Below are 14711 nucleotides of genomic sequence, written 5' to 3'. Positions count from 1 at the left end.
CTTTTTTGTATAGAAATTATGTATTAAAAACATTTTAGGGATATTACATATTAAAGAGGTGGCTTTTGTTGATTACAAAAGTCATCTTTTTATGTTAGGAATAGATTGTATACATTTTAGCAGTTTTATATAAATAATAGAAATTTATACGAGGTAAATATCATGGGAAATAAAAAAGAAATAGCTATAGTTGCATTAACTACAGGATTCGTTTTAACAAGTGTAACACTATATGGAGTAGGTCATGCAGAGGAACCTGGTCAAATGCAAGTTGAAATTCAAGAGGATTCGTTCCGTACAGGTAATCTGACACAACCATCAAAAAAGGCACCAGAGAATGTAGTGAAAGATGCACTTAAGGAAAATACGGAGCATGCTTTGTCTCCAAAACAAGTTAGTGCAGAAACAGGAGTAGATTACAAGGTTCTTCAAAAACGTGGTTCTTATGATGGAACTACACTTGTGCGCATGCAACAAATATATGAAGGAAAAGAAGTATATGGCCACCAGTTGACTGCTCACGTAGATAAAAAAGGTATTATTAAAAGCATTTCAGGAGCTAGCGCACAAAATTTAACACAAGAAGATTTAAAGAAACCTATTAATTTATCAAAAGAAGAAGCAAAACAATATATTTATAAAAAGTACGGAAACGATACTAAATTTATTTCTGAGCCAGAAGTTAAGGCAGTTATTTTTGTTGATGAAAATCATGGGCAGGTTAGCAATGCATATCAAGTTACATTTGCTGCTACAACACCAAATTATGTATCTGGAACTTATTTAGTGAATGCTCATAATGGTGAAATGTTAAAAGATATGGTACAAGAATCAAGTTTGAAAATAAGTGAAGAGTATGTTGAATCCGTTAAGGAAAATAAAACTAGCAATTTTACATCATTAACTGGAACAGGAAAAGATGATTTAGGCGTAACTCGTACATTTGGTATTTCTAAACAGACCAGTGGGAATTATGCGCTTGCTGATTACACAAGAGGACAAGGAATTGAGACATATGATGTAAATTATAGAGATATTACAAATGAAGAAAGTTATTATCCTGGTATACTAGCAACTAGTGTTTCAACAACATTTAATGATCCAAAGGCGGTAAGCGCTCATTTCTTAGCAACAAAGGTATACGATTTTTATAAAGAAAAATATAAGCGTAATAGTTTTGATAATAAAGGAAAAAAAGTAGTTTCAGTTGTACATGCATGGGATTCTGAAGGAACAAATGATCCTGAAAATTGGGAGAATGCATTTAGTACTAATATTAATAACATTAGTATGCTTTTATATGGAGATCCCATGGTAAAAGCGTTCGATATAGCCGGTCATGAATTTACACACGCAGTTACATCAAGTGAATCTAACCTTGAATTTTCAGGAGAATCTGGGGCAATTAACGAGGCATTATCTGATATTATGGGAACGGCTATAGAGAAATACATAAATAATGGGGAATTTAACTGGACAATAGGAGAACAAACTGGATCGACTTTTCGTAATATGAAAAATCCAACTGCAATTAATTTTTCAGAAGGACTACCGTATCCGGATGATTATAGTAAATATAATGATTTAAATGGAGAGGATTATGGAGGCGTTCATTTTAACTCAAGTATTATTAATAAAGTTGCGTATTTAATGGCACAAGGTGGTACTCATAACGGTGTAAATGTAAATGGTATTGGTGAAGATAGAATGTTTGATATTTTCTATTATGCAAATACTGATGAATTAAATATGACTTCTAATTTCTCTGAATTGAAATTGGCATGCCTTAAAGTGGCAACTAATAAATATGGAGCGAACTCAATTGAAGTTCAAGCAGTCCAAAATGCTTTTGATGCGGCAAAAATTACAGGAACGGTGAAAGAAAACGAAAAAACAGCAGAAAACCAAGCTCCAGAGTTAACTGTACCGTTTACGATTACACTACGTGTAGGTGATACGTTTGATCCAATGAGAAATGTAAAAGCTGTTGATAAAGAAGATGGTGATTTAACAAATAAAGTAAAGCATAAAGGCGATGTAGATACTTCAAAACCAGGTACATACATTGTGGAATACTTGGTCGTTGATTCCCAAGGGAGAAATACAACGGCTAGACAGACTGTAATTGTAGAGGGAAATGGAGAAACATCAGATTTAGAACCTAAATTAACAGTGCCTGTTGGAGCGACAATTCATGTAGGAGATTCATTTGTTCCAATGGCAGAAGTATTAGCTATCGATAAAGAAGACGGTGATCTCACTTCTAAAATCAAAGTTGATGGTGAAGTAGATACAACTAAAGCCGGTACTTACGTATTAACGTACACGGTTACAGATTCTAAAGGTCATGAAGTAACGGCGAAGCAAACTGTAACGGTCAAAGTTAGAGAAGAAGTTAAAAATGATAAACCAATACTAAAAGTACCTGCTACAACTTCAATTACTGAGGGTGATCAATTTGATCCATTGGTAGGGGTATCAGCTACTGATAAAGAGGACGGTGACCTTATTTCTAAAGTAGCTTATGAAGGAACTATAGATACAACTAAAGCTGGTACTTATGAAATAATATATAGTGTTAGAGATTCCGTGGGTAATGAGGTAAATGCAATACAAAAAGTATTAGTGAAAGATAAAGAAACTAGCAAAGCTAATGGCCTTGCTAATAAGGAAAATAAGAGTAATATCTCAAACAACAGTAATAGCGATAAAAAAGAATATACATATAAGGAGCTTCCAAAGACGGGTGTAAGTACAACTAACAGTGCAGCAATCGGCATATTGATGATTATTACAGGCACAGTACTCACTTTTGTTCGCAAATTTAGAAAGATACAAAAATAATAGTAGGGATCATTCGTTTGAAGAAAAGAGTTCATTATTCAAAAGAAATAAAGTAGAAAGTAAGTAAAACAAAATATGGATTTTTTACTTAATAAGATTTTAGTAGTTAAGCGGTGCATTTGGCTTCTATAAAAATTTGTAGTTGAATCATGTTCTGTCTACAAAACTACATTACATAAAAAACACGTTACTATTCTCATTAAAATAAAAGAATAGTAACGTGTTTTTTGGTTTGGAAAAAGCATAAATCCTATAGTTCATGAATCTGGGAGTGCTTCTAATCTGCCATTGATAAGTTACTGAAAACATTTTGTTTTAATGGAAGTTTCACTCTAAATGACAACATGAGATTTCCGATATTTACCAGGTGTTTCATTGGTGAATTTTTTAAAAATTTTAGTGAAATAACTTTGATCGCTAAAATTAAGCGAAGCGCATATGTCTGATAAAGGATAGGTGGTGAAAGTTAATAATTTCTTTGCTTCTTCGATTCGTTCACGTTGAATGTACTCAATTAATGAAATACCGACTTCTTTTTTAAATAATATAGATAAATAATCTGAATTCACATTTGCAAATTTAGCAAGTTGTTTAACAGATATTGGATTGTAAATATTTTTAAAAATGTAGTTTTTACAAATAGCAATAGTCTGTGAATATTGCTGTGTTTTTTGTGCCTTTACACGGTCTGCAAAGGTACAAAAAGCATTTTTTAATAAATCCCAAACAGATTCTTTGTCTTTTGAATCTTCTGTTCTTTGAATATGTAAATCATAAATTTTGTAAGCAATCCCAGATGGAAGTCCCCCTTTTATCGCATATCTAGTAGCGAGCGTGATGGATGAAATACAAATGTTTTTATGACGTCTTAATTGATGGAATGAAGATAAAGATGAAAGAGTCTCTTGTTGGAATTCGTAATAATATTTGAGTACGGTTTCTTTATCCCCTTCTTCTATAGAACTAAGTAGTTGCTGCTCTATATATAAATTATGATAAATAGATTCGTCTTTTTGCATTGAAATATATACATCTTCGTTTAAGATGCTGCTATGACTTATATGAAGTGAGTCACTGTTATTTGAAAAGGTGCTTACATCTGAATTTTTTTTATAGAGAATGTTATAGAACAATATCGCTATATTTACAAAGAAATTTTGATCTTTGACTGACAATGAAAAATAATGGTCTCTTGTTCTTTTATAATTTGAAATAAAATTAAGGTTACTATCCGCTTTACTTGTAGAAAAATTTACATGTGTCAAGGGCCCAATAATAACAGTACCGTTCACCATATAATCGCTCTTTATGTGAATTAAAATAAAGTGCCCTAGATATTCGTGAGTTCTGAAGATGGGGGAATTATATGTATCATTTCTCTGAAAAAGCATATGTAACTGTTCTATTTTTGATGTATATAACGAATGTGAATCATTTTTTGATTTAAATTCTAAAAGAATATTTTTGTTACAATCTAAAAAACAAACTGGAATTTCGAAAGATTGAAAAAACATATTGCAAATGTACTCTATCTCAACTAGACTGAGTTTTTTAGTCATATTCTTCCTCCTTACAGTTATGCGTAATAGTTAAATAAACATATATTCCTTTTTCATAAGTAGATACGGAAAACCTTTATCAATAAAAAATATAAATAAAAGTTATAAACTTCTAAGAATAATACCATAATTTAACATGAATAGCACATATTATTTGAATATACAGGTAATAGTTTTGGACAGTAACGTAAAATATGAATCGTCACACTTATTTGTTGGTTATTACTTATATGTATTAAAAAATGATTAAGATTGGATTTTAAATAGGGATAGGAAGTGAGAAATGAATAGATTGACAGTAAGTGACTAGTCGAAATTAGCAGTGAAAGCTATTATGTAACAAATGTAATGATTCTTGAAATAGGGATATACGTGTAATTTAGGGGAGAAAATTACATATATCATGTGGAGAGACAACGTAATAATAGAAGATAAGAAAAGTGAATAAGTGATTGTAAACAATGGATTGTTGGACGACTATGTTTTATGTTATTCGTTTAAATCTGATACTTGGCACACTATTGCTTTTAAGAAGGTAATAGTAATAAAGAAATTTTTAAAATGATAGAAGTAGTAAAGGGGATAAGAGAAATGAAAAAAATATTTAGTGTGCTTTTAGTGTTATTCTTAACATTTTCTACATGGTCTAGTGTATTAGTAAAGGCAGATTCACCATCTAAAGGTACTTTAACGATTCATAAGTATGAACAAGAAAAAGATGGAGCGCAGGGACTAGAAGGTGACGGTTCTGCAAATCAAGAGGTGCCAAAAGATGTGAAACCATTAAAAGGTGTAACGTTTGAAGTGAAAAGGGTTGCTTCTTTTGAAAAAATTTCAAACGATGGGAAAATCGTAAAAGAAGACGTGAAACCTGTAATGGGAGCCACTCCAAATCAAGTAGTAACAGATGATAACGGACAAGCTGTATTAAAAGATCTTCCGCTAGGACGTTATGAGGTGAAAGAAGTGGCAGGACCTCCACATGTTAATCTAAATCCCAATACGTATACAGTGGATATCCCATTAACGAATAAAGAGGGTAAGGTGCTAAACTATGATGTTCACATGTATCCCAAAAATGAGATTAAACGTGGTGCAGTGGATTTAATAAAAACTGGTGTAAATGAAAAAGCATTAGCAGGTGCAGTATTCTCTTTATTTAAAAAAGACGGTACAGAAGTGAAAAAAGAGTTAGCAACAGATGCTAATGGCCATATCCGAGTGCAAGGATTGGAGTATGGAGAATACTATTTCCAAGAAACAAAAGCTCCGAAAGGCTATGTAATAGATCCAACTAAACGTGAGTTTTTTGTTAAGAACTCCGGAACAATTAATGAAGATGGAACTATTACTTCTGGTACAGTAGTTAAAATAGAAGTGAAAAACTATGAAGAACCAACAATTGATAAAAAAATTAACGGAAAATTGGAAGCGTTACCAATAAATCCGTTAACTAATTATAATTATGATATTAAAACATTAATTCCAGAAGACATTAAGGAATACAAAAAATATGTGGTAACAGATACTTTGGATAATCGTTTAGTGATTCAAGGAAAGCCAATCGTGAAAATTGATGGAGCAGAAGTAAATGCAAACGTTGTTGAGGTAGCTATAGAAGGTCAAAAAGTAACAGCTACAGTAAAAGATTTCACAAAATTAGATGGTAAAAAAGAATTTCATTTGCAAATTAAATCCCAAGTAAAAGAAGGAGTACCATCTGGTTCGGAAATTTTAAATACAGCAAAAATACATTTTACAAATAAAAATGATGTAATTGGAGAAAAGGAATCTAAACCTGTAGTTGTTATTCCGACAACTGGAATAATTGAGTTAACAAAAATTGATAGTGCTAATAAGAATAAATTAAAATGTGCAGAGTTTGTACTTAAAGATAATAATGGAAAAATAGTTGTCGTAGCAGGAAAAGAAGTAACAGGTGTATCAGATGAAAATGGTGTTATTAAATGGTCTAACATTCCATATGGAGACTATCAAATTTTTGAAACGAAAGCACCAACATATACAAAAGAAGATGGTACAAAAGCATCTTATCAATTATTAAAAGACCCCATTGATGTAAAGATTATTGAAAATAATCAAACGGTTAAATTGACGATTGAAAATAATAAAAGTGGATGGATTCTTCCGGTAACGGGTGGCATAGGAACGACTCTTTTTACTGTAATAGGCCTTACGTTAATACTTACAGCGGCATTTGTTTTCTTTAGAAAAAAGTTTGCTAGAAATTAAGATTTTAGGAACATGTAACTATGGGAAAAGGAGAGAAGCAAAATGCTTCCCTCTTTTCGATATTTAAGCATATACAGAGGTGGAAATATGAAACGAAATCTTGTTTTGGGGGGTATTTTTTTATTTGGATTAGGTATTTTTTTATATCCTACTATTAGTAATTGGTTGGCGACTCGTGCACATTATTCTGAGATTAGCTCTTACGATAAGAAGATCAAAGCGCTACAAAAGAAAGAAGTCGAACGTAGGGAAAAAGAAGCAGCCGAATATAATAAACAAGTTCAAACTTCTGCGAAAACATTTACAGATCCATTTTCTGAAAAAAAAAGTAATTATCAAGCGTATGCTGATGTGTTAAATTTAGGAGATGTAATGGGGTATATTGAAATATCGAAAATTAATATAAAACTGCCAATCTATCAAGGGACCTCTGAGGAAGTATTGGGTCGCGGGATAGGTCATTTAGATTTTTCTTCGCTCCCGGTAGGTGGAGAAAGTACGCATACTATTTTAACAGGGCATCGTGGTTTACCATCAGCAAAATTATTTACAGATTTAGATAAGTTGAGCAAAGGAGATCTTTTTTATATTCATTCTTTAGACAAAGTTCTTGCTTATAAAGTAGATCAAATTAAAGTAGTGTTACCACACGAAACGGACGATCTACAAATTGTACAAAAAAAAGATTATACAACTTTAATTACGTGTACGCCTTATGGAGTAAACACCAATAGATTGCTAGTTCGAGGTGTGCGTGTGGAGTTAAACGAGAAAGAAAAACAAAAAGTGAGTACAGAGATATTTATATTTAATAAGTGGACTGTAATAGTTCCAATCCTATTGTTATGTGTGTTTCTAGTCGTAATTTATAAGAAAAGGTTAACTAGATAGAATGTATTTATTTATCCTGCATTAATGGGAAGTGGGACCGGAAATTCAGAGATAAGTAAAGAAGGTATATAGGGGATTGAAGTAAATCATCATTAATAAAAATTTCATTTTATTCGACTATAGAAAAAATACGGTAAAGGTGGGAACAAAGGAATTGAGGCTACGATTAAAGCTGGTAAGTATTCATTTTATTGTTTTGTTAATGTTAAGTGTAAGTTTTGTCGTATATGTACCAAAAGAAGCATATGGATCCACGATAAACCTAGAAAGTCTAGGTGATATATCGCGTTATAATGCTGTTGTTTTTGGTAACCATAAAGCAGTAGGTGGCGACATTGAAGGGGCAATTGCAGTTCAAGGTGACATGGATGCATCGGGGTATACGATTGTAGGTGCTGCAGCGGGAACATCTAATATAGTAGGTGAAAAATGGGTTGATGAGGGATATCCGTCTTTGTTATTGTCTGGAAAATTTAAGAAATCAAGAGAAGAATCTTTTATCATTCAAAACGGAATAGTTGTAATGACAAAAGAGAGTGATCCAGATCGCATCATACAATCTTCTTATGATCGTATCGTTTATAAAGAAAAACTAGAAATTGACGCGAAATTTAATGAATTTCGCAATATAGTGAACCAAGTCAGTAAAAATGCAGGTCAATATAAAACGAATACCCCAATTCCAAATATGAGTCATGGAATCGGAAAAGATATAAACAATCCTAATATTTATGTTTCATCAGAATTGACAGGGAAAATCAATTTAGATATAAGAGATGTATTTTTACCGAGTGCTAAGGACAAAGATTTTATTGTTATGTATTCGGATGCGATAGAGGTTACATTTAAAAATGGGGCTATTCTATATGACAAGAACAATATTGGAAGGGCTACGGATATAATTCCCACATCACAACCCTATTCTCCTAATTCACCATTTACTGAGCTATACAGTAAAATGATTTGGGTTTTTCCTAATGCGAAAAAGATCACAACAGAAGGATATGGTGTTGTTGGAAGTGTGTTTGCTCCCAATGCTGTATTAGAAACAAAAGGCGGTTCGATTAATGGACAAGCATTTGTCGGTGCGGTACAACAAACTGGTGGATTTGAGTTTCACAATTTCAAATTTAACTGGAAACATTGGAACAAGCCTAGTACAGGAAAAGTAAAAATAAAAAAGGTTGATAGTAATAATGATAATAAAAAATTGGTGGGAGCAAAGTTTAAAATTGAAGATTTAAATGGGAAAATAGTTGGAGAACTAGTAACAAATGAAGAAGGAGAAGCGATATCAAAAGACTTACCAATAGGAAACTATACTTTAGTGGAAAAAGAAGCACCTAAAGGTTACGAATTATTAAAAGATAACATAGCTGTAAAAGTAGAGAAAGATGCAGAAGTAGAAATTAAAATAGGAAATAAGAAATTGCCAGATCCAATGGGGAAAATGAAGCTTGTGAAAGTAGACATAAGTGATAAAAATAAAAAGCTAGCAGGAGCAAAGTTTAAAATTGAAGATTCAAAAGGAAAAATAGTTGGAGAACTAGTAACAAATGAAGAAGGAGAAGCGATATCAAAAGACTTACCAATAGGAAACTATACCGTAGTGGAAGTAGAAGCACCTAAAGGTTACGAATTATTAAAAGATAACATAACTGTAAAAATAGAAAAAGATGCAGAAGTAGAAATTAAAATAGGAAATAAGAAATTGCCAGATCCAATGGGGAAAATGAAGCTTGTGAAAGTAGACATAAGTGATAAAAATAAAAAACTAGCAGGGGCAAAGTTTCATATAGAAGATTTAAATAAAAAAGTAGTTGGAGAACTAGTAACAAATGAAGAAGGAGAAGTAATATCAAAAGACTTACCAATAGGAAACTATACCGTAGTGGAAATAGAGGCGCCTAAAGGTTATGAATTATTAAAAGATAAAATAGCTGTAAAAATAGAAAAAGATACAGTAGTAGAAATTAAAATAGGAAATAAGAAATTGCCAGATCCGAATGGGCAATTTGAAATTGAAAAAGTTGATGATACGGATAGTGAATTAAAGCTAAAAGGCGCTGTATTTCAAGTGTTAGATAAAGAAGGGAAAGAAGTTAGTAGATTAATAACGGATGAAAAAGGAAAGGTAATTTCCAACCAATTAGCAATTGGAAAGTATACGATTAAAGAAATAAAAGCACCGAACGGATACATGTTACTTAGAGATCCAATAGAAATAGAAATTACAGAAGCAGTAAAGACACAAAAAATAACAGTGAAAAATGCGAAGAATAATTGGGTAATTCCTAATACTGGTGGGAGCGGAACAACAATTTTTTACGTGATTGGTATTATGCTAATGTTTGGTGTGCTATATTTCTGTAAGAAAAATCGTATATTATGAACTAATTTTATAGAGTTAGACAGATTGTTGCGTTAGAGAGTTTTTAGGGCATGAGTTCGGTATTGTACTGGACTCATGTTACTAAATTTGTTGAAGGAGGAAGCATAATAGTAAACATAGAATATATTAATGAATTAAAATATTTAAGAGGTGAAAATGGTGGTAATAAAACAAGACGAAATTAAAGTAGTTGTCGGAGCTGGAGTGTTTAATAATAATCCAGGCTGGATTCAAACGCAAGAAGATGAACTTAACTTACTAGATAAAGCTACGTGGGAAGAAAGATTTGAATACAACTCTATTTCAGCTATTTTAGCTGAGCATGTATGGGAACACCTTACTTTTGAAGAAGGTGTAAGAGCAGCTGAAATTTGTTATGAATTTTTAAAACCATCTGGTCATATTCGGTGCGGAGTCCCTGATGCATTCTTTCAGGATGAGGCATATCAAAATATAGTTCAAATAGGGGGCCCCGGTCCGAAAGATCATCCAGCAGCAAGTCATAAAATCGTTCATAATTATAAAACATTAACGAAAATGTTTGAAACTGCTGGATTCGAGGTAGTTTTACTTGAATATTGTGATGAAAATGGTCGGTTTTATTACAACGAATGGGATGCAAACGACGGTGTTATTTTCCGTTCGAAAAGGTATGATTCTAGAAATAAAGGCGATAAACTTGGTTTTCCATCGCTAATTGTCGATACGATTAAGCGCTAATCATTCAACAAAAAAAGGAGTTAATCCTATGATTTCATAAGTCGCAAATGCGGCTTTTTTATTTGTACGTAAATCTATATTTAATTTTCAATACTATATAACTCGATTTAGAAAATATTTAAGTTTTTCTCAGCGTCATTCGCTTTAAATTAACACTTCGTTGACATAAATATTTATTTTATATTTATATTCGTGTAAAATGAAATAAGAACATATATTCTATATAAGGAGGCAATCAAAATGATAGCTGAAATTGGGAAACTAACTAATGGATATATTGTAAAATTTGAACGTGAATTTCCATATACGGTAGAGGAAGTTTGGTCTGTATTAACAGAAAACAGTAAGCTGAAAAAATGGATGTCCAATTTACAGATTGAAAGCCTTAAAACTGGTGGAATAATAAAGTTCGACATGATGGACGGTTCATTCATAAATATTGATATTTTAGAGTGTCAACTAAACTCAGTACTTGAATTTACTTGGGATAAAGACCGTGTCCGATTTGAAATACATAAAGAGGAAAATGGTACTCTTTTACTTCTTAAAGAGTACATTCATGAATTAACAGATCATACACCGAGAGATGTAGCTGGTTGGCATATTTGTTTAAATCTTTTTTCTTGCGTTTTAGAAGGAGAAGAGAAAGAATTTTCTAAAGATGAATGGCAACAATGGTTTGAAATATATAAGGGTAAGATTCATGAAGTGAGAGGGTAATTACATAATAGGTAATATTCATTATGTAATTATTATATTATAAAAATGCTTTTATGGATAAATAAGAATAGAGGTTAATATGAAAGTAAATCAATTAATTGCTAATAACATAAATAAATTAGATGCAACTATACCGTTTAATAAATCGTTTGGAATTGCTGGGTTATCTGGATCGGGTAAAACAACTTTTTGCCAAACAATTGGTGAAGAGTCAAAAAAACGATTAGTTTCTTTATTACCAAAGGCTGAATATCAATATTTATTTCCTAACATTATGGAAACAAATTTTAGTGCTATTAAGATGGAAGAAATGCCATTAGTACTTTTTCTAGGAAAATCATCGATTTCGTCTAATCCGCGTTCAACGATTGGTACTCATACTGGTGTTTTTACAGAGGTTCGGGAAAAACTTGCTGAAGTATTTAATCTTTCTCCAGAGGTCTTTTCATTTAATAATCAATTAGGCTGGTGTACTGGTTGTAAAGGACGTGGTACTACAAAAAATGTTGAGTGTAAAAAATGTAAGGGAAAACGTTATAGTGAAGAAATTGAAAAACATGAAATTGATTTGTTGGCCAAGCCACATTCAATTTCAAATATTAATGATTTAAGTGTTGAATCTATTCTTTCACTAGCAAAAGAATTAAATATTAGTGAAGAAAAACAGCATATACTGCAAAATATTATTAATATGAACATTGGTTATTTAACATTAAATCGAATTATGGGTACGTTGTCAGGTGGAGAGTTAACACGACTTTATTTGGCTGAATTCATGGCAGTAAGTGAAAATGCTGTAATTATTATTGATGAGATTTCAGTTGGACTTGATCATGAAACATTATTGAAAATTTTGGAAGAGATTAAACGATTAGGGCGTAAAAATCAAATTTGGCTTATTGATCATTCAGATACGGTACTAGATACAACTGATGAGCAATTGTTCTTTGGACCTGGTAGCGGAAAATATGGCGGGAAAATTGTGAAAGAATCACCAAGACCAAAGTCAATACTGTGGGATCGAAATAAAGAAATACCAACAGAATATTATACATTCTATGATTTATATTGCCGTAATATCCAAATGGAGGAGTTTCGAATTCCTAAAAACAGGCTTGTAACGGTTACAGGAGAATCAGGATGTGGGAAATCTACACTTGTCAATGAATGTCTAGCTACAGATTTCTTGAAAAGATATCCAAAAGATAAATTAGTTATGGTGGGACAAGACCGAAATCAATCAATTACAAGTCGATCAACTGTAGCAACTTTCCTAGATATTAAAAAGAAACTAACAAAGTATAGTGAAGACATTGATGATATTTTTGAGCGCTCGATTGAGGATATTATTGATGAACTTCCAAATGAAGATATCGCTTATAAACGTTTGAGCCTACTAATTAAATTAGGACTTGGCTATTTAACATTAGAGAGAAAAACACAAACATTATCGACAGGTGAGTTTCAATGTGTTCATTTAGTTTCGGAATTATTTGCAAACACTAGAAATCCACATACATTATTCATTTTTGATGAGCCTTCAAAAGGTTTATCACAAAATATTTTAAATCAATTTATCGATAGTATTAGAGGTATTCTGCAAGATGAATCAGTTTCTATCATTATGATTGAGCATAATCGTTACATGTTAGAAAGCTCTGATTATATAGTTGATTTTGGAAAAAGGCAGAATGAATCTGTAGAGCATTTGGATGTTGTTAATCATGAGGATTACTATCGTCAAAAAAGTAATGTGAATAGCACAGAGAAAATAAATATCTCTTCAATGCTTAAGCAGAAAAAAGGAGTTCACTATTTAGAAGAAAATCATATTAACTATTTTAAAAATGCTGAAAATGTTTATAAGGGCGGTATTTTAAAAAGTTTATCATCAATGGCTAGGTTAATTTATGGTGAATATGAATCTGATACAATCGCACCTGTTATTGCTATTGATCTTGAAAGACATTTATATAGTCAATATAGTTTCTTATATGAGATTGGTGGATTAATTAATCATATTGTAGCTGCTCATCCAATTAATAAAGATACGAGAAGTTTTGATTTCTATTCACAGGACAATCATTGTCCATCTTGTTCTGGACGTCTTCAGATTGAAGTTTTTGATAAAGATATTGCCATTCAAGATAAAAGTGTTCCATTTTGGGATGGGCTATTCGATCCAGAAATCATGAAGGTATTAAAATTTTATCAGCATGAAAAAATAGAATTTCTATTCGAAGAAATAAAAAATGAGATTGGTCACGATTTGTCAAAGAGCTATAATGATATGTCAGAAGAAGAAAAGCATACGTTTTGGTACGGATATTTTGAAAAATCATTTTATGATAAAAAAGGAAAGACACGCAGAACATGGGTAGGGTTTAATACAATTATTGGTGGATATATTGTTATTTCAAAAGCACCTATTAAAGAAGAAATTAAGAGTTCAAAAAAAATGATGAAATGTCCAATTTGTGAGGGGACGGTTTTAAATCATCGTAAACCACTTAAATTTGGTAACGTAGATATTCGTGAAATAATCAATCAGCCTATTAATAAAGTATTGAAAACATTTGGTGATTTACCGGCACTTGTTAAATTGAAGTCTATTGTTGGTGGCGATATGGTATTGACGGAAGATGTTTCTTTATTGCCAAGAAAAGCACAAGTTGCATTGAAAATGTTTGAATTAGAACAAGCAAGCTTTTCAAACTATGAAATGGTGTTACAAAATGTCTTACCATTCTGGGGCGAAATAAAAGGAAATATCGAATCCATTAGTGTTAATAATCAAGTAACTGTTTGTGATTTCCCTAATGTTTATGAAACGAGAGAAACCATTATAGATAAGTATTTCACAAATGGTAAATATAAAAAACTTACGTATGTATACGAAGCATTTGGATACAAAAAATTAGTTACCCAAATTAATAAAATTAAAAAAAGTAATCCATGTCCATTTTGTAAAGGTAAGAAAGTGATAACCGAAGATAATTTACATGATGGTGTCTTTAAACTAACAATTCCATGTGTAACTTGTAATGCAAGTGGTATTAATGACGAAGGGTTAAAAGAAGTTGTCGAGGGCGTGGATGTACAAACGTGGTTAACTGGAAAAGTAAGTGATGTTGTGAATGAAAGCTTATTAACAGAAGCTGTTGGACAAATACCCATTTTCAATCGCATACGTGAGTTGGATAAACGAGATATGATGGCGGTTTATGAATGTTTAGAGAAAAATAACTAATGGTGGATTTGTCAATTGTAGTAGTCATAAAATAGGAATATAGATTTTTAATTATGTAAATATAACATGTTAAATTATCGTT

Annotated in this window: 8 protein-coding genes; 7 read left to right on the top strand and 1 reads right to left on the bottom strand. The window is 31.7% G+C overall.

The window, feature by feature from the left end; all coding sequences use genetic code 11:
• Positions 1-162 precede the first annotated feature (162 nt).
• The gene (locus ACTFP3_RS21845) at positions 163-2844 is read left to right on the top strand and encodes a M4 family metallopeptidase (RefSeq protein ID WP_440011257.1); all 2682 of its coding nucleotides are present in this window, start codon (positions 163-165) and stop codon (positions 2842-2844) included.
• 332 nt (positions 2845-3176) lie between these two features.
• On the opposite strand, the gene ACTFP3_RS21840 is transcribed toward ACTFP3_RS21845, so the two are convergent.
• A complete protein-coding gene (locus ACTFP3_RS21840) occupies positions 3177-4403 on the bottom strand; it encodes a helix-turn-helix domain-containing protein (protein ID WP_440011255.1) in 1227 nt (408 codons plus the stop codon).
• A gap of 591 nt (positions 4404-4994) precedes the next feature.
• On the opposite strand from ACTFP3_RS21840, the gene ACTFP3_RS21835 reads away from it, so the two are divergent.
• The 6 genes from ACTFP3_RS21835 to ACTFP3_RS21810 all read left to right on the top strand — a co-directional run bounded on the left by ACTFP3_RS21835 (position 4995) and on the right by ACTFP3_RS21810 (position 14629).
• Positions 4995-6656 (top strand): SpaA isopeptide-forming pilin-related protein, encoded by a 1662-nt coding sequence (locus tag ACTFP3_RS21835; protein ID WP_440011254.1) that lies wholly within the window; start codon positions 4995-4997, stop codon positions 6654-6656.
• Positions 6657-6743: 87 nt separating this feature from the next.
• Complete coding sequence (locus ACTFP3_RS21830) at positions 6744-7547, top strand: class C sortase (protein WP_098376414.1); 804 nt, start codon at positions 6744-6746, stop codon at positions 7545-7547.
• A gap of 154 nt (positions 7548-7701) precedes the next feature.
• Positions 7702-9939, top strand: a complete 2238-nt coding sequence (locus tag ACTFP3_RS21825) for a SpaA isopeptide-forming pilin-related protein (protein ID WP_440011253.1) — start codon at positions 7702-7704, stop codon at positions 9937-9939.
• Positions 9940-10098: 159 nt separating this feature from the next.
• Entirely contained in the window at positions 10099-10659 is a 561-nt protein-coding gene (locus ACTFP3_RS21820; protein ID WP_326036728.1) for an SAM-dependent methyltransferase, read from the top strand.
• A 240-nt stretch (positions 10660-10899) separates the two neighbouring features.
• The gene (locus tag ACTFP3_RS21815; protein WP_326036729.1) at positions 10900-11379 is read left to right on the top strand and encodes an SRPBCC family protein; all 480 of its coding nucleotides are present in this window, start codon (positions 10900-10902) and stop codon (positions 11377-11379) included.
• A 79-nt stretch (positions 11380-11458) separates the two neighbouring features.
• Positions 11459-14629: an ATP-binding cassette domain-containing protein gene (locus tag ACTFP3_RS21810; RefSeq protein ID WP_440011251.1), complete on the top strand. Its 3171-nt coding sequence runs from the start codon at positions 11459-11461 to the stop codon at positions 14627-14629.
• Positions 14630-14711: the final 82 nt, after the last annotated feature.

Origin of the sequence: Bacillus cereus group sp. MYBK5-2, assembly GCF_051915685.1 — a bacterium.
In the GTDB taxonomy this organism is placed as follows: Bacteria; Bacillota; Bacilli; order Bacillales; family Bacillaceae_G; genus Bacillus_A; species Bacillus_A cereus.
The sequence above is the reverse complement of the archived record's forward strand: the minus strand, read 5'-3'. Positions and strand labels throughout refer to the sequence as shown.